Origin of the sequence: Gemella haemolysans (assembly GCF_012273215.1) — a bacterium.
Classification (GTDB): Bacteria; Bacillota; Bacilli; order Staphylococcales; family Gemellaceae; genus Gemella; species Gemella haemolysans_A.
Genome location: NZ_CP050965.1, coordinates 1,922,096 through 1,937,843 on the forward strand (window position 1 = coordinate 1,922,096; position 15,748 = coordinate 1,937,843).

At 32.4% G+C, this 15,748-nt stretch carries 14 protein-coding genes; 8 read left to right on the plus strand and 6 right to left on the minus strand.

From position 1 onward, the window contains the following. Window positions 1–286 precede the first annotated feature (286 nt). Window positions 287–958, minus strand: a complete 672-nt coding sequence (gene ung, locus FOC48_RS08980; RefSeq protein WP_003147571.1) for a uracil-DNA glycosylase — start codon at window positions 956–958, stop codon at window positions 287–289. Window positions 959–1,101: 143 nt separating this feature from the next. Here ung and proC point away from each other — a divergent pair, with 143 nt between their 5' ends. Beyond that, window positions 1,102–1,893, plus strand: coding sequence for a pyrroline-5-carboxylate reductase (gene proC / locus FOC48_RS08985; RefSeq protein ID WP_003147572.1), 792 nt, complete (start codon window positions 1,102–1,104; stop codon window positions 1,891–1,893). 190 nt (window positions 1,894–2,083) lie between these two features. Here proC and pepF read toward each other — a convergent pair whose 3' ends face one another. After that, window positions 2,084–3,892: an oligoendopeptidase F gene (pepF, locus tag FOC48_RS08990; protein WP_003147573.1), complete on the minus strand. Its 1,809-nt coding sequence runs from the start codon at window positions 3,890–3,892 to the stop codon at window positions 2,084–2,086. Between the two features lie 362 nt (window positions 3,893–4,254). On the opposite strand from pepF, the gene FOC48_RS08995 reads away from it, so the two are divergent. The 6 genes from FOC48_RS08995 (at window position 4,255) to FOC48_RS09020 (ending at window position 10,431) form a co-directional block, all read left to right on the plus strand. Next, complete coding sequence (locus FOC48_RS08995) at window positions 4,255–4,656, plus strand: DUF1310 family protein (protein WP_003147574.1); 402 nt, start codon at window positions 4,255–4,257, stop codon at window positions 4,654–4,656. A 143-nt stretch (window positions 4,657–4,799) separates the two neighbouring features. Further along, on the plus strand, window positions 4,800–5,900 hold the full coding sequence (locus FOC48_RS09000) for an NAD(P)/FAD-dependent oxidoreductase (RefSeq protein ID WP_003147576.1): 1,101 nt from the start codon (window positions 4,800–4,802) through the stop codon (window positions 5,898–5,900). Window positions 5,901–6,319: 419 nt separating this feature from the next. Continuing rightward, on the plus strand, window positions 6,320–7,126 hold the full coding sequence (gene cdaA / locus FOC48_RS09005; RefSeq protein WP_003147577.1) for a diadenylate cyclase CdaA: 807 nt from the start codon (window positions 6,320–6,322) through the stop codon (window positions 7,124–7,126). Between the two features lie 11 nt (window positions 7,127–7,137). Next, a complete protein-coding gene (locus FOC48_RS09010) occupies window positions 7,138–8,100 on the plus strand; it encodes a CdaR family protein (protein WP_003147578.1) in 963 nt (320 codons plus the stop codon). Window positions 8,101–8,102: 2 nt separating this feature from the next. Then, window positions 8,103–8,354 carry a hypothetical protein gene (locus tag FOC48_RS09015; RefSeq protein WP_003147579.1) on the plus strand — a complete coding sequence of 84 codons (252 nt, stop codon included), beginning with the start codon at window positions 8,103–8,105 and terminating at the stop codon, window positions 8,352–8,354. Window positions 8,355–8,559: 205 nt separating this feature from the next. Beyond that, window positions 8,560–10,431: a polysaccharide biosynthesis protein gene (locus tag FOC48_RS09020; protein WP_003147580.1), complete on the plus strand. Its 1,872-nt coding sequence runs from the start codon at window positions 8,560–8,562 to the stop codon at window positions 10,429–10,431. A 127-nt stretch (window positions 10,432–10,558) separates the two neighbouring features. Here FOC48_RS09020 and FOC48_RS09025 read toward each other — a convergent pair whose 3' ends face one another. Further along, window positions 10,559–10,789 carry a hypothetical protein gene (locus FOC48_RS09025; RefSeq protein WP_003147581.1) on the minus strand — a complete coding sequence of 77 codons (231 nt, stop codon included), beginning with the start codon at window positions 10,787–10,789 and terminating at the stop codon, window positions 10,559–10,561. Between the two features lie 360 nt (window positions 10,790–11,149). Here FOC48_RS09025 and FOC48_RS09030 point away from each other — a divergent pair, with 360 nt between their 5' ends. Further along, window positions 11,150–12,046, plus strand: a complete 897-nt coding sequence (locus FOC48_RS09030; RefSeq protein WP_003147582.1) for a LysR family transcriptional regulator — start codon at window positions 11,150–11,152, stop codon at window positions 12,044–12,046. Between the two features lie 246 nt (window positions 12,047–12,292). On the opposite strand, the gene buk is transcribed toward FOC48_RS09030, so the two are convergent. The 3 genes from buk to lpdA all read right to left on the minus strand — a co-directional run bounded on the left by buk (window position 12,293) and on the right by lpdA (window position 15,747). Further along, complete coding sequence (buk, locus tag FOC48_RS09035; RefSeq protein WP_003147583.1) at window positions 12,293–13,357, minus strand: butyrate kinase; 1,065 nt, start codon at window positions 13,355–13,357, stop codon at window positions 12,293–12,295. 1 nt (window position 13,358) lies between these two features. After that, window positions 13,359–14,264 carry a phosphate acyltransferase gene (locus FOC48_RS09040; protein ID WP_003147584.1) on the minus strand — a complete coding sequence of 302 codons (906 nt, stop codon included), beginning with the start codon at window positions 14,262–14,264 and terminating at the stop codon, window positions 13,359–13,361. A gap of 73 nt (window positions 14,265–14,337) precedes the next feature. After that, window positions 14,338–15,747 (minus strand): dihydrolipoyl dehydrogenase, encoded by a 1,410-nt coding sequence (lpdA, locus tag FOC48_RS09045; protein ID WP_003147585.1) that lies wholly within the window; start codon window positions 15,745–15,747, stop codon window positions 14,338–14,340. Window position 15,748 lies beyond the last annotated feature (1 nt).

Below are 15,748 nucleotides of genomic sequence, written 5' to 3' on the forward strand. Positions count from 1 at the left end.
TTATATACAAATAACAAAAGAGTCTCTTAACTCTTTAAAAGGGAGAATGGCTTGCCTAGGGAGCGACAAGCCACATTATGAAAAAAATTAAAAAGTTTTATTATCTGTTAATATCATAAAGAATTAACCGAAATATTGGTTTAAACAAAAATAATTTCAAACTTAAAAGGGAGAAACGACAAGTGTCGTTAAGAATGAAATATTATTACTTTTGTTCAGGTAATTATTATATACCTTGTACTTAAAATATACTTAAAATTTTTCTTGATTTTTAAAAAAATGAAATTTACTCGTTTGTTCTCATTTTTAATTCAAAATTTATAGTTTCTCTATCATTTTCAGCTAAATAACTGTTAATTTGAGAGAAGACTTTACTTCCAAAAAAGCCACGGTATGCGGATAGTGGACTTGGATGAGCTGATTCAATAATTTTGTGTTTTGAAGGATCAATTAGTTTATTTTTGCTTCTTGCATAGGCTCCCCATAAAACAAAAACTACATTTTCATTTTCTTCTGAAATTTTTTCAATTATGTAATCCGTAAAATCCTCCCAGCCCATTTTACTGTGACTTGCTGGAGAATTTTTTTCTACCGTTAGCACAGCGTTTAGTAAAAATATACCTTGCTTGAACCAAGATTCTAAGTTCCCTGTTTTTGCTGGTATAATACCTAAGTCATCATGTAGTTCTTTATAGATATTTATTAAACTTTTAGGTAGTGGAACATCATCGTTTACCGAAAAACTTAAACCACAGGCTTGATTAGGATTGTGATAGGGATCTTGTCCTAATATTACGACTTTAATATCTTCTAATGGTAGATCAAAAACTCTAAAAACTTGTTCTTTTGGCGGATAGATAGTTTTAGTAAGACGTTGTTCATCTATTTCTTTTATCATGTTATTTAATTCATCTATTTTTGGATAATTATTGAATATTTCTTCCCAACTGCTGTGCATATAAAACTCCTTTGAATAACTACTTGTTATAAAAGTATAACACAGTTAAATTTTTATTAAAATAGTTCTGATTGAACTTGTCTAAAACATAAGTGTTTGGAGTATGATATAATGTTATTAACAAATACTCAGGAGGAATATGTATGAAATTAGGTTTTATCGGTGTAGGAAATATGGGAAAAGCTATCTTAGAAGGACTACTTCGAAGTGGTAAAGTTAGTAGTACTGATGTTTTTGTGAGAAATTCTTCGGATAAAAGTACTAGAAATGTTGCTGAAGAAACAGGTGCTGTATTCTGTAAGAGTCTAGAACAAGTCGTAGAAAACAGTGATATTGTATTTTTAGGGGTGAAGCCATATTTAGTAGGGGCGGTGCTGGATCAAGTGAGCCTTAGTTTGAAGAATAAGATTGTTATTTCAATGGCAGCAGCTGTTGAAATAAATGATTTAGAAGAGAAACTTCCAGGGACTAAAATAGTTAGAATTATGCCGAATACACCCGTAAAAATAGGGAGTGGTGTAGTAGGTGTTGTATTTAATTCTTTAGTAAATGCTGAAGAAAAAACATTAGTATTAGACCTATTAAATAATTTAGGTATTTCCGAGGAAATATTGGAAAAAGAGATGGCAGCTTTAACAGCTTTAAGTGGTTCAGGTCCTGCGTATGGATATTTATTTATAGAAGCATTAGCTGATGGTGCTGTACTAAATGGATTAAAGCGTGATGTAGCTTATAGACTAGCTGCAAATACAGTTTTAGGTGCTGCGAAGATGGTTTTAGAGACTAAAGAACACCCAGGTAAGTTAAAAGATGATGTATGTTCACCAAGTGGAAGTACTATCGAAGCTGTGAGAGTTTTAGAAGAAAAGAATTTCCGCAGCGCAGTTATAGAATGTGAAAAAGCCTGTTTCAATAAATTAGATAGAATGAAATAGAATATAAGAGTATGATTAAAGGTTGACCAAAAAAGTCCTAAAATTTAACAAAGTTTGTATTAGAATTCATAGACGCAGTGGTTTATTGACATCCAAATTCGCTTTAAAAGCTTTTTGGATGTCTAATAAACTGTGCGAGGGTGACTCGACAAAATCGATTTCTACGAAATAACGATTTTTGAGTCACTCCTTATTTATTTAATTCATCTGTTAAGTTATAAAGTTCGTCTACTAGGTGACCAACATAAGCGATGGCTTCTTTAAGTGGTTCATCAGTGCTTACATCACAACCTGCAAGTTTAGAAAGATCTAGTGCTGACATGCTGCTTCCTTTAGAAAGAACATTTAACCAAGTGTCGGCATAAGAACTGTCATTATCGATCTTATTAGCAATAGCTGTACCGATTGTTAATCCTGCAGAGTAAGTGTATGGATATAGTCCCATGTAGTAGTGAGGTTGTCTCATCCAAGTAAGTTCCGCACCTTCATTAACAACTAAACTATCTCCGAAGAACTCTTCCATAATATCGCGTTTAACTTTAGAAAGAACGTCAGCGTTAAGCATTTCGTTGTTATCTACCATTTTGTAGATTCTATCTTGATAAACAGCTTCTAAGTAGTGTGTTACCATATTGTGGAAGTATGTTCTACTAATCATGTTGCTGATAACCCAACGTTTGAAACGAGCATCAGTGTTAGTTTTTAGTAGGTAGTTAGATACGATAACCTCGTTACAAGTCGATGGAGCTTCAACGAAGTAAAGTGGGCAATCGTTGTTTAACATTGTTTGGTGTTTCCCTGTACTCATGAAGTGATATGCATGTCCAAGCTCGTGAGCAAGAACGAAAACTTCATTCATTTTTCCAGTCCAAGAAAGTAGGATAAATCCAGCTACATTAGGAACTGTTGCGCAGAATCCACCAGTGCTTTTCCCGATATTTTGAGGGAAGTCAGTCCAACGTTTGTCATAACTTTCATCGATCATATTAACGTAGTCTTCACCAAGAACACCAAGTGCTTTTTTAAGGTAAGAACGAGATTCGTCGATAGTCATATCAACTTCGAAATCTGGATCAAGGTTAATTTTACAGTCTGCAAACTGCATATCTTCAATTTTGTGCTCGCGCGCTAGAAGTTTGATGTAACGGCGAATATGAGGTGCTAAATCTGTCATAAGAGTACGGATTTGACGGTCATATAATTCACGGTTACCATCTTGAGCAGCTAGTAGGTAGTCGATAACACTATCATAACCACGCATTGTAGCAAGCATTTTTTCTTTTTTGATTTGTGATATATATTCATTTGCTGAAGTGTTTTTATAAGTATTTAATGTTTTATAGAAGCTTTTCGCAGCATTGCGACGCACCTCAGTATCATTATCCATTTCGTGTAAGTTTTCATATAAAACAAAACTATTTTCGAAAGTTTTTCCATTTGCTTCAAAGCTGTCGAATTGCATATCTTCGTGCTTAGTTACCTCATATAGATTGTAGTAACCAGGAAGACTCTCGTAATTTGCGATTACTTGTTCAGCTTCTTTAGATAATGTATGTTTTTTCTCCTGAACGATTTTTTCAAAGTAGTATTCTAAATCAGGGCGATAGTTTTTCACGAAATCTTTAATGAATTGTTCATCTAGTTCTACAAGTTCAGTATCGAAGAAACTTAAATTCCCAGCCCATAAAGTAGAAACATCTTCAAATAGTGTTACATTTTGTACTACATTGTCATTAAATCTATCCACTGCCATCGGTAATTCAGCATAGTGAGATAGTTTATAATATTCTTCATAAAGTTCTTCGTATTTTTTAACAGCAGTATCTAAAGTAGTGTAATCAGCTAATTTACCTTCGTAAGTAGCCTTAAAATCTAAGATTTCTTTTTTAATATTCTCTAGGCTCGCTTTAAAATCTTCATCAGTTTTGTATAGAAGAGTCATATCCCAAGTATATTTCTCTTCGACTTCATTTCTTGGTATTAATTTCATTTCAGTCATAGTTTACCTCCTGTGTAAATAAGTCGAATTATATCGATTAATAGTTGCCTATAAGCAACTTAATAATAATTATAATACATAATAGTAGATAGGTAAAGCTAATTATTTGTTTTAGGATAGAATGAATGAAGTGTCGATAAATAGCGCGAGAGAAGTCGATACAAGGTGAACAGGAATAGCGTAAAATAGAACACTAATTTCAAATAATAAGTGAGTTTGTAGTTCTATCGTTTATGGCGAGAAGTATGGTATAATTGAAAAAGAATAATATATATATATAGAAATACAAAACATATTTCCACGCAATAATTATAAAGGGTGACTATGGTTAGAAAAGTTAGTAGAAAAGGAAGGATAGGAAAATGAAGAAAGTATTGATAAGTATAATATCGGTAATAGCAATAATAGTGATATTAATAACAGGTGAAAAATATTGGAATGAATATCAAGTGAAAAAACATGAAGATCAAGTAGAAAAGATGATACATGGAGAAGAGGTAAAAACAGAGCTAGAACATATCCTAAAATTATTGGATAAAAAAGCTCTGACACCAGAAGGGAAAATAAAAAGTTATAAAATAGATGAGGATTATTCAAGAGTAGATTCCGGAGATGATGTAGCTATAAAAGTGATAATAAATGATGATAAAGATCTTACTGTTAAGACAGCTCTATATAAAGATTCTAAAAGAGGTGCTTTAGAGCATAGAGCTATTCTAACATCTGAAAAATTATCAGGACTTTTATCGGATAATGGAAGGTAACAGAATAAAAAAAAATAAGAGTAAATAGAAAAAATATTCCTTAATAGATGAGAGTAGAGAGGGTGATATCTGTATTTACTCTATAAATTTTTTGAGTTATAATTTTAATTAGTAGATTTATTAAACAAAAAGCGAGGTATCTTATGAAAATAGCAGTAGTAGGTGGGGGAATAGTAGGAGCTACATGTGCTTATTATTTGTCAAAAGAACAACGAAATGAAATAGTAGTTTTCGATTATGGTGTAGGTCAGGCTACAAAAGCATCGGCTGGGATTATAAGTCCGTGGTTTTCTAAAAGACGTAATAAACCTTGGTATAAGATGGCTAGGTTAGGTGCGGATTTTTATTTGAAATTAGTTAAAGACTTAGAAGTTGATGGTTATAATACTGACTTTTATTCACAATGTGGAGTATATTTACTGAAAAAAAATGAGGATAAGTTACCTGAGTTAAAAGAACTTGCTGAAAGTCGTAAAGAATTATCGCCGATGATAGGAGACTTAGAGATAATCTCAAAAGAAGAAGTTCAAAAAATCATTCCTAGCTTTGATAACAATGGAGACGTACTGTATGCGAGTGGCGGTGGACGAGTAGAGGGGGAACGATTCGTTAATACTTTACTTTCTGCTTCGAAAGCCAATGTCGTTAAAGAAAAAGTTAGTCTAAAGGTTGTGGGAGATAAGTACGAGATTAATGGACAGGCTTTTGATTTAATCGTACTTGCAACTGGTGCGTGGTTAAAAGATATACTAGAACCGCTTGGCTTTGATGTTGATGTTCGTCCGCAAAAAGGTCAACTAAGGGATTACAAAGTTTCTGATGAAAATACAGGATCTTATCCAGTTATTATGCCTGAGGGTGAATTGGATATTATTCCATTTGAAAAAGGTGTTGTTAGTGTTGGAGCAACACACGAAAATGATATGGGCTTTGATTTAACTATTGATAAACAGCAACTCGATGCTTTTGGTGAAGAAGCGGAGAACTTCTTAGGTGAATTAAAAACTGCACAGATAATAAATGAACGAGTTGGAATTAGGGCTTATACTAGTGATTATTCTCCGTTCTTTGGTGAGGTTCCAACATTGAAAAATATTTATGCGATTAGTGGTCTTGGTTCTTCAGGGTTAACTACAGGTCCGATAATTGGCTATAGTGTAGCGAATATAATTTTAGGAAATGATATAGAATTAGACCCACAAGATTACAATATCGCAAATTATATAAAAATTAAAAATAATTAGAGCATTTTTTAGTAGTATATTATTGATTTTATAAAATCTGTAAATTAATTATAAGATATTTTACAATAATGATATTGTAATTTTGATATAAATGAAATAATAATTCTAAAAGTTTGAAGCAGATTCAAAAGTTCTAAATTTTTAACAAAGTTTATATAAAAACTCATAGACACAGTGGGTTATTGATATCTAAATTTGCTTTATAAAAGCTTTTTAGATATCTAATAAACTGTGCGGGGGTGACTCGACAAAATCTTGTTTCTTAAGAAATCACGATTTTTGAGTCACTCCCTTTTCTTTTATAAAAAAAAATAGCACAACGTTTGCATTTTATGATATAATTGAAAGTGGACTGTTGTACGCATTAGATGTTGTTTTGCGTGCTGACGATATTATTAATCAAAGGAAGGAGATTATTTATGATAGCTGAATACTTATCAGAAGTAAGTACTCTTACACTAATTATTCATTTATTGGATATATTATTAGTTTGGTTCTTAGTTTATAAATTACTAAGTTTATTAAAAGGTACTCGTGGTATGCAACTTGTTAAAGGTATATTAATCGTTATTGGATTGAAAATATTCTTTAACTTTATTGGATTCAAAACGATGACATATATATTTGAACAAGTGGTTACTTGGGGAGTACTAGGAATAATGATTATATTCCAACCAGAATTAAGACGTGCTCTTGAATACATAGGAAGGGTACAGCTATCGAATATCTTCAATATTAATTATAAAGATGTACAAAAAAATTCTACTGAACATATAATCAAAGCTGTTGTTGATTCATCAAGACATATGGCACGACGAAGAATAGGTGCACTTATAGTTTTAGAAAATAACACAGGACTTGATGAGTATGTAGAAAGTGGTATTACAGTTAATGCTGAGGTTACAAATGAACTTATAATTAATATATTTATTCCGAATACACCATTACATGATGGTGCAATGATAATTGATGAAAATAAAATTCGTGCTGCCAGTTGTGTACTTCCTCTATCGGATAATAGATCTATAGCTAGTAGCTATGGGACAAGGCACCGTGCAGCTCTAGGGTTATCTGAAGTGACAGATGCTATAGTAATTGCTGTGTCAGAAGAAACAGGAAAAATTAGTGTATGTCAAAATGGTGTTTTAACTTCAGATTTTTCGACAGAAGATTTAGCAAAATATTTAGCTAAAAACTGGAAACAGCAAGATAAAATAATTAAATAAGAGGTGATATTATGCAACTAAAAGAGAATAATAAGTTAAAGTTAATATCATTTTTAATAGCGATACTATTGTTCTTATCAGTTAATGAAAATTTCAAGAATTTCTCAGTTCTTGGAGGTGATACGAACGATAATGCTACTGCATGGGTTAGTGATATCCCACTTGAAGTTGATTATGATAAAGATAAATTGTATGTGGTAGGTATTCCTAATACAGTATCTGTTAAATTAACTGGATCACAGACGAAAGTCCAGAAAGAAAGTGTTGCTAAGAACTTCAAAGCGAAGTTGAATCTTAGAAATGCTCAAATTGGTGATGATCAAAAAGTTAAAATTGAAATAAATGGACTTGAAAAAGGTGTAGATGGGACTGCAGAACCTTCTACAATAACTATATCTATTAGGGAAAAAGCAACTAGAGAGTTTAGAGTTACGCCGATAGTTAAAAAAGAGAGACTATTGATTGGATATGAAGTAGATAAACTTAGCGTTACGAATGAAACTGTTAAGATTTCTGGAGCAATCGAAAGCCTTAATAGAATAAATGAAGTTCGAGCTGAGAGTGATACTCGTACGAAAATTAATAGAAACACTAGAGAAGAGGCTAAATTAGTAGCTTACGATAGTGATTATAATAAAATAGAGGATATTCAAATAGAGCCGAACTCAACTCTTATGAGTATTGAATTAAATAACATTGAAAAAGAAGTGCCATTAGAAGTAAATACTATAGGTAGCCTACCTTCAGGATATGAGTTAGTTAGTGCTACTGCCGATGTTTCTAAGGTAACTATTAGGGCGGAAGACGCTAATGAATTAGCAAAAATTAATGAAATGTTCGTTGATGTTGACTTGAGTGATGTTAAAGAAGAAACAGAAGAGCGTAGTAATCTAAAAATATATCCAAAAGAAAATATAAGAATAGCGACAGATACGCCGATTGTTAAAGTAACAATCAAGATAAGGAAAAAATAAAGATGACAGACAAAAAATTGATGTTTTTAGCTATTAATATGCTTATAACGGTTTTCAGCTTAGCTATAATAATAGGAACTATGTTTATAGAAAACCAAAGCGTCAAAAAAACAGCTATTTTTGTGGCGATAACGATATTAATAGTTCAGAAGTTAGTAGAGATAAAAGTAATTGAAGAGACCCGAAAAGTCAGTATTGTCATATTACTTATAATTATTGCAGCTGCAGGGTACTTCGGTTATAGATTATATTAAAATATAAAGAGCTTGGGGGAAGATTTGGAAACCTGATTAGAATTCATGTTTTTAAATCGCCCCCGCAAAGTTTATTAGATAAGTAAAAGCTATGATTTCGTAGGGTATTTATTTGTAAACTATTGCGACATAGTATGTAGTTAAGTTTTATCTTGATTATATAAATTAACCCCTTTGCTCATTTAAAGAATTAGTAGGAGATGTTATGGATAAATTATTTTCATCAAAAATATATATAAATCATAGATTTAAGCTAATTATGGCATTGGATTTATTGACAGTAATATTGGGAGTTGTAGCATCTATATTTTTGGGTAAGGCTTCGGATCCATTTTCTATGTTGAATGACCATCACGTAGAAATAGCCGAATTTTTAGTGATTTCACTTGTGGTTTATACAATTAGTTTTTATTTGTTTGGTACTAATAAATCACTATGGTCTTACTTAGGTGTAAATGAAATAGTAAATATCTGTTTTTCAGTAGTACTAGGGGATTTAATCACTAGTATTTTATACCAATATATGCTTCCTGATACATTTTCAAATGTTAGGTTTGCAATTTTTTCACCGTTATTAATAATCGCAGGAATGATGTTTATAAGAATGCTTTACCGTGCTTTACGAGAAAGAGAAGCGGGTAAATATGGTGCTAATTCTTATAAGAACACATTTATAATAGGCGCAGGAGATGCTGGGTATATCTTGTTAAAAGAACTATCTAAAAACAATATTTTCCGTGCCAATGTAGTTGGGCTTATCGATGATAACAGAAAAAACTCTGTAATTAGTGGGGTTACTGTTGTTGGAACAACATATGATATGCTAAAACTTATTCCGAAATACGAAGTAGAACAAGTATTTTTAGCTATTCCTTCAATTGGAGCATATGATAAAAATAGAATATTAAACGTACTAAAAGAAGCGAATGTTACTGTTAAAGTAATGAGCTCAGGTATTGCTGTAGAGGATGGAGAAAGTATTTCTAAACACTTAAAAGACGTGTCTATTGAAGATTTATTAGGACGTGGTGAAGTGAAACTGTCTCAAGGTGAGATTCGTTCATATATTAAAGGGAAGAGTATTCTTGTTACTGGTGCTGGTGGTTCAATCGGAAGCCAAATTGTTCGAGAAATATTTAAATTCAAACCTAGTCAACTCGTTTTAGTAGATGTTAATGAGAATGCATTATACATGCTGGAGCGTGATTTAGATTTTGAAAAATCACATAGTAAAGAATATAACGATATACAATATATTTCAGAAATAGTAAGTATTCGTGAGAAAGCAGCTTTAGCTGAGGTGTTTGATAAGTATAAACCGGATGTAGTGTTCCATGCGGCAGCACATAAACACGTTCCTTTAATGGAACGCCGTCCACAAGAAGCGATAAAAAATAATGTTTTCGGAACGAAAAATGTTATGGATGTGGCGATTGAAAAAGAAGTAGAAAGATTTATTATGATTTCAACTGACAAGGCTGTAAATCCAACGAATGCGATGGGAGCTTCGAAACGTTTAACAGAGATTATCTTACAATCAAAAGGTAATAAGTATAAAACAAAATTTGCTGCGGTTAGATTTGGTAATGTACTAGGTTCTAATGGTTCTGTAATTCCTATCTTTAAAGAACAAATTAAAAAAGGTGGACCTATCACAATTACTCATAGAAATATTATTCGTTACTTCATGACGATTCCAGAAGCTGCGCAGTTAGTATTGCAAGCTGGGTATTACGCAAGTGAAGGTGAGATTTTCCTACTAGATATGGGAGAACCCGTAAAAATAATAGATCTTGCGACAAACTTAATCAAACTATCAGGATTAGAACCATATAAAGATATCGATATCGAAGAAATCGGTCTAAGACCTGGTGAGAAGATGTATGAAGAGTTATCATTAGACTACGAAAGTAGTGAAAAGACTGATAACCAAATGATTTATAAAAATACAACTTTAGACATTGATGTAGACGAATTAGATAGAAAACTAAACGAATTAAAATCAATGTTAGGACATTCAACAAATGAAGAAATACGTAGCAAGTTGTTTGAGATAATAAATTGTTATAATGGATAAAAAAGAGAGCGATTCAAAGATGATTTTGAATCGCTCTCTCTAGCCATAGGAATGACTCGAAAATCAAGATTTCGAAGAAATCGATTTTATCGAATTCCCCACTAGCTAGTGGTAGAGAGTGGCATTTTTATTTTTCTAAGTTTTTAGTTTTTTTATCTATATAGTTAGTTAGAGCCCAAGATAATACTATAGGTAAGATTGAATAAACAAATTGGAACACTGATAATATGGTTTTATATTTTTGTGTAAAATCCGGACTAACTGCTCTATCTAATATTAATAATAGTACGATACCAAATAACAGATAGAATACTAGAAATATATAATATCTTTTTTTAATTTTTTCTGTGTTAAACATAAGATACCCCCTGAAACGCAATTGTGTTTTAATTACCAACAACATTATGAAAGAATTATCCTCCGCACTTTTAACATAACACAAAATATTAAAAAATAAAAGACTGATAAAATCATTGTTTTTATGGTATAACGAAAGTTAGTGATGTTATTTGAAGAGGTAGTCAACATAACGTTACTTAAAAGAAGATATAATGATTGAGCACTGATTTCAAAAGAGTAAACTTTTGAAGTTGGTGTTTTTTAGTTGTTTTAATTTGATATACTGTTTAAAGAAACTAATACTGTGTTGTAGTTGTTAAATTAATACTATTTAAGTTATAATAATATTGTAAGAGATTTAGAGGATGGGGGAGTATTTATGGAATTTAGACAGTTAAACTATTTTATTACAGTTGCGAATAAAAGAAGTTATTCTTTAGCGGCCAAGGAATTATTTGTCACACAGCCTACATTAACGTTGGCAATAAAGAAATTGGAAAAGGAATTTAAAACTACTTTATTTGAGCAAAATAATAGACGTTTAGAGCTAACAGAAAGTGGGCAAATGCTCTATGAGAAAGGTATTGTTTTATTGAAATCATATAATAATTTAATCGATGAAATGAATGCATCTAGTGAAGAAAGTAGAGAGGTGCTGAAGGTAGGTTTAACAGTATTATTTGCAATTCAATACATGGAAGAAATTTCAAGTTTTATAGCTAGACATCCAAAGGTTGAGTTGAGTCTAATTCAACATGGTTCGAAACAATTACAAAGGATGGTTGCTAATGGTGATCTAGATTTAGGATTACTTTCTTTTCCACAGTATGAGAAAGATATTGTTATGAAACCTATTGAAAGAAAAAAGGCTTCGTATGTTGCTGCGATTGTAGTTCCTTCTAATCATCCTTTGGAAAATAAAGAAGAGATTACTATTGAGGATCTAAAGGATGTGAGAATAAGTTCACTTACAAAAAATTATGTCCTAGGAAATGAAATTTGTGTGAAGTGTAGGGAGAGGGGTTTTGAACCGAACATTGTTTTTGCCGATGATAATTGGACTGTTCTTGTAAAGAGTATTTCGATTTTTGATAGTGTGGCTATATTGCCTGCTGAGTTCGAAGATATTAGTCAATTCCAAAATACGAAGTGGATACCGTTAGCGGAAAAGATGGAGTACAAGGTAGGAATTGCTCATAAAAAAGATGAAGATGTTTCTGATATAGGAAAACTATTTATAGACTATATACTCTCAGAAAATATAAAGAAAAAGTAGAAAACATAGAAAAAGGAAATGGGGTTGACCCAAAAGTCCTAGATTTTAAAAAAAAAGTTCACGAGCAAACTCATAGACGCAGTGGTTTATTGATATCTAAATTCGCTTTATAAAAGCTTTTTAGCTATCTAATAAACTGTGCGGGGGTGACTCGACAAAATCGATTTCTACGAAATCACGATTTTTGAGTCACTCCCACTACCCTTTTTATAGACCATACACATAGTAGTTTAAAGTATAGTAGTTCTATTTTTCGAAGATATTATATTTTTCTTCGTTATTAAGAACTCTCAGTGCGCCTGATGCTAGAGCCTGCATTTCTTTTTCACCTGGGATAATGAACAACGGAGCGATAAATGTAACTCTTTCTCTAACTTTATCTGAGATAAAATTAGAACGTGCTATTCCACCGGTAAGAATAATAGCATTCACTTTTCCTTTTAATACCGTAGCTAATTCACCTATAGCTTTTGCTATTTGATAAGCCATTGCTTCTAATACTAGTTTTGCTTTTTCATCACCATTATCCATAAGTTCATGGATTTTTCTGGCATCATTTGTTCCGAAGTATGAGACAAGACCACCTTTTTTACGTGTAAGTTCTGTCACTTCAGATTTAGTTTTTTCATAGCATAAGTTAATATATTGTTTAAGTGGGATTCCACCAGTACGTTCGCTAGAAAACATTACTTCGTCATCCGAAATAACATCGACCATACGTCCATTTTCATGCGCACTAGAACTAGAACCACCACCGACATGAACGACTATAAAGTTTCCCGATTCGTAAGGGATATTTAACTTATTGGCCACATCATGAGCAACAGCTCGCATATTAAGTGCGTGGCCGACACTTTTTCTATTGATTAGGTTTGAACCAGAGATACGAGCAACATCATTCATTTGATCGACGGTAACAGGATCATATATGAAAGAAGGTGCAGACTCAACACCAAATTTTTCCGCAACACTCTTAGCAAGTGATGCACCTAGATTAGAGGCGTGTTCTAATAGAGGTCTATTTTTTAAACAATCTATAAGATTCTCATCTACAAGAATAGCCCCAGCATCTACTGGTGGAAGAAGACCACCACGCCCCACAACTGCATCAAACTTATGATTAGGTATCTTCTCTTTAATTAGTAATTCAATATCAGTTAATCTAAGAGGTAGTTGCTCGAAAATATTATTAAATGGCTTTAGTTGTTCTAATGAATAGGTAATCTCATGTGAGAAGATTTCTGTAGTGTTTTCATAGTATGCAACCTTAGTAGAAGTTGCTCCTGGATTTATAACGAATATTTTTTTCATATTAATTCTCCTTATCTGCTAGTAGTGCTAGAATTAACGAGTATTTTTTTTCGGTATCAGAAGCGGAGCGTGATGTTAGTACGATTGGAACAGTTGCTCCAAGTATCAATCCAGCCATTTTGGCTTCTGCCATTAGTATTAGTGATTTAGAAATACCGTTACCAGAAACTATGTCAGGAACTACTAGAACATCAGCGTCTCCTTGGATATTCCCTGCATACTTTTTCTCTTGTGCAATATTTTTATTAAGTGAGATATCGAGTGATAATGGTCCCTCAACAATTAGTGTTTCATTATTTTTGAAGTGTTTAGAAATTTCATCAGCTTCTACCGAAGATTTTTGTTTAGGATTCACTACCTCTGCGGCAGATAACAGACTGAATTTTATTTTTTCATAACCAAGAGATGTAAAAATTTTAGAAGTTTCTTCGATTATTTTTATTTTCTGTTCTTCAGAAGGTTCAAGAATCATTCCGCCATCAGTTATACCTAGAAGTTTATTATATTTTGGAATATCTAGTAATGCTAAGTGGAAAAGGACAGAACTTTTTTTAATTCCTGTTTCTTTATTTACTACTTCTCTTAAAAGCGTTGAAGTAGGAAGATTTCCTTTCATAATAAAGTCAGCTTTCCCCTTTCTAACTAACTCTATACCTTTTTTTGCAGCAGATACATCATCTTCTATATCTATGATTTCAAAATTACTGTTTTTAGTATTTATATCTAGTAATAATTCATCTATTTTTTCTTTAGAATCTATTAGAATAGGCACTAAATAGCCTTTGTTAGCAAACTCAAAAACGCTATGAAGAGCATGATCTTGAGCAGCTTTTATAACGACGATTATTTTAGGTTTAGTTATTTTTGTTTTAAAAATGTCATCTAGTTGATTAAAACCTTCTAACATAATTTTCTCCTTTCTTTATGAAGAAAGAAACAGAGAAGTTAAACATCCCTGTTCTTTCTTTAAAAGTTAAATTTTAGGAATGAATTGCTTTTTTTAGAATGATATCGGCTGCTTCAACCACGACTTCATTAAGTGAAGGGTGTCCGTGGATAGTTAGAGAAATATCATCAACTGTCAGTCCTTGTTCTACCGCGAGAGCTAATTCTGCGATTAGATCACTAGCTCCTGGACCAACGATAGCTGCACCGATAATTTTATTGGTGTTTTTTATTGCGACTATACGGACGAATCCTTTACTTTGAGAAATCGATAAAGATCTTCCGTTATGTCCGAATGAATATTGACCAGTTACTACTTCATAACCTTTTTCTTGTGCTTGAGCTTTTGTATATCCTACGAGTGCTATTTCAGGTGTAGTAAAGCATACTGTTGGGATGGCAAAGTAGTCGACTATTGCCGATTTGTCTCCATTTAATGCTTCAGCAGCGATTTTTGCTTCATACATTGCTTTATGAGCTAATGTAGGGCCTTCTACGATATCACCAATAGCAAATATATGTTCTTTAGTCGTTCTACGTTGTTCATCAACTTTAATTAATCCGCGATCTGTAACTTCAACGCCGGCATACTCTAAGCCAAGTTCGTCGAATTTTGCTTTTCTACCAACAGATACCAAAACATAATCTGATTCTATAGTAAATTCTTTTCCATCAACAGAGTAGTTCGTGATGACAGAATTGTCAGTGCTTTTTGCGTTATTAGCAGTGGCATTCGTGATAATTTCTACACCTTTATTTTTTAGTTCTTCAATTACTACATTGGCTATATCGTCTTCAAAAACTCGTAAAATTTTTTCTGTTCCTTCAATGATAGTAACTTTTGAACCAAGTGAAGCATATGCTCCAGCTAATTCAATACCAATGTAGCCACCACCGATAACAACTAGTGATTTGGGTACTTCAGTAAGATTTAAAACTTCAGTAGAACTAAGTATGCGATCTTTGAATTTAAATCCTTTAATTTCTATCGGTTGTGTTCCAGTTGCGATAATAGCTTCTTTAAAATGATAAGTATTATTATGGAATTCGTCTAAAATTACGCTGATAGTTTTATCGTCTATAAAATTAACCTCACCATAAATTACATTAACACCATTCTTTTTCAATAAGCCTTGAACACCTTTGTGTAAAGTTTCTACAACTTCTTCATTTTTCCAATGTTGCGTCTCAACAAAGTCTATTTCTGCATTATCAACTTTTATTCCACGAGATGATTTTTTTATTTCTTCAAATTGATGTCCTACAGATATGAGAGCTTTTGAAGGGATACAACCACGATGTAAACAAGTTCCGCCCACTTTTTCTTTCTCGAATAGGGTAACTTTTTTACCTAGTTGAGCTAATTTAATAGCTGCGACGTAACCACCAGGGCCGCCACCAATGACAATAGTATCTAGTTCTTGAATAAAATTTCCTACTACCATA

What these genes read in the sequence shown, in the direction of transcription:
- ung (WP_003147571.1), bottom strand. Translation starts at nt 958, where the DNA reads ATGCACAGCAGTTGGGAAGAAATATTCAATAATTATCCAAAAATAGAT.
- proC (WP_003147572.1), top strand. Translation starts at nt 1,102, where the DNA reads ATGAAATTAGGTTTTATCGGTGTAGGAAATATGGGAAAAGCTATCTTA.
- pepF (WP_003147573.1), bottom strand. Translation starts at nt 3,892, where the DNA reads ATGACTGAAATGAAATTAATACCAAGAAATGAAGTCGAAGAGAAATAT.
- FOC48_RS08995 (WP_003147574.1), top strand. Translation starts at nt 4,255, where the DNA reads ATGAAGAAAGTATTGATAAGTATAATATCGGTAATAGCAATAATAGTG.
- FOC48_RS09000 (WP_003147576.1), top strand. Translation starts at nt 4,800, where the DNA reads ATGAAAATAGCAGTAGTAGGTGGGGGAATAGTAGGAGCTACATGTGCT.
- cdaA (WP_003147577.1), top strand. Translation starts at nt 6,320, where the DNA reads ATGATAGCTGAATACTTATCAGAAGTAAGTACTCTTACACTAATTATT.
- FOC48_RS09010 (WP_003147578.1), top strand. Translation starts at nt 7,138, where the DNA reads ATGCAACTAAAAGAGAATAATAAGTTAAAGTTAATATCATTTTTAATA.
- FOC48_RS09015 (WP_003147579.1), top strand. Translation starts at nt 8,103, where the DNA reads ATGACAGACAAAAAATTGATGTTTTTAGCTATTAATATGCTTATAACG.
- FOC48_RS09020 (WP_003147580.1), top strand. Translation starts at nt 8,560, where the DNA reads ATGGATAAATTATTTTCATCAAAAATATATATAAATCATAGATTTAAG.
- FOC48_RS09025 (WP_003147581.1), bottom strand. Translation starts at nt 10,789, where the DNA reads ATGTTTAACACAGAAAAAATTAAAAAAAGATATTATATATTTCTAGTA.
- FOC48_RS09030 (WP_003147582.1), top strand. Translation starts at nt 11,150, where the DNA reads ATGGAATTTAGACAGTTAAACTATTTTATTACAGTTGCGAATAAAAGA.
- buk (WP_003147583.1), bottom strand. Translation starts at nt 13,357, where the DNA reads ATGAAAAAAATATTCGTTATAAATCCAGGAGCAACTTCTACTAAGGTT.
- FOC48_RS09040 (WP_003147584.1), bottom strand. Translation starts at nt 14,264, where the DNA reads ATGTTAGAAGGTTTTAATCAACTAGATGACATTTTTAAAACAAAAATA.
- lpdA (WP_003147585.1), bottom strand. Translation starts at nt 15,747, where the DNA reads ATGGTAGTAGGAAATTTTATTCAAGAACTAGATACTATTGTCATTGGT.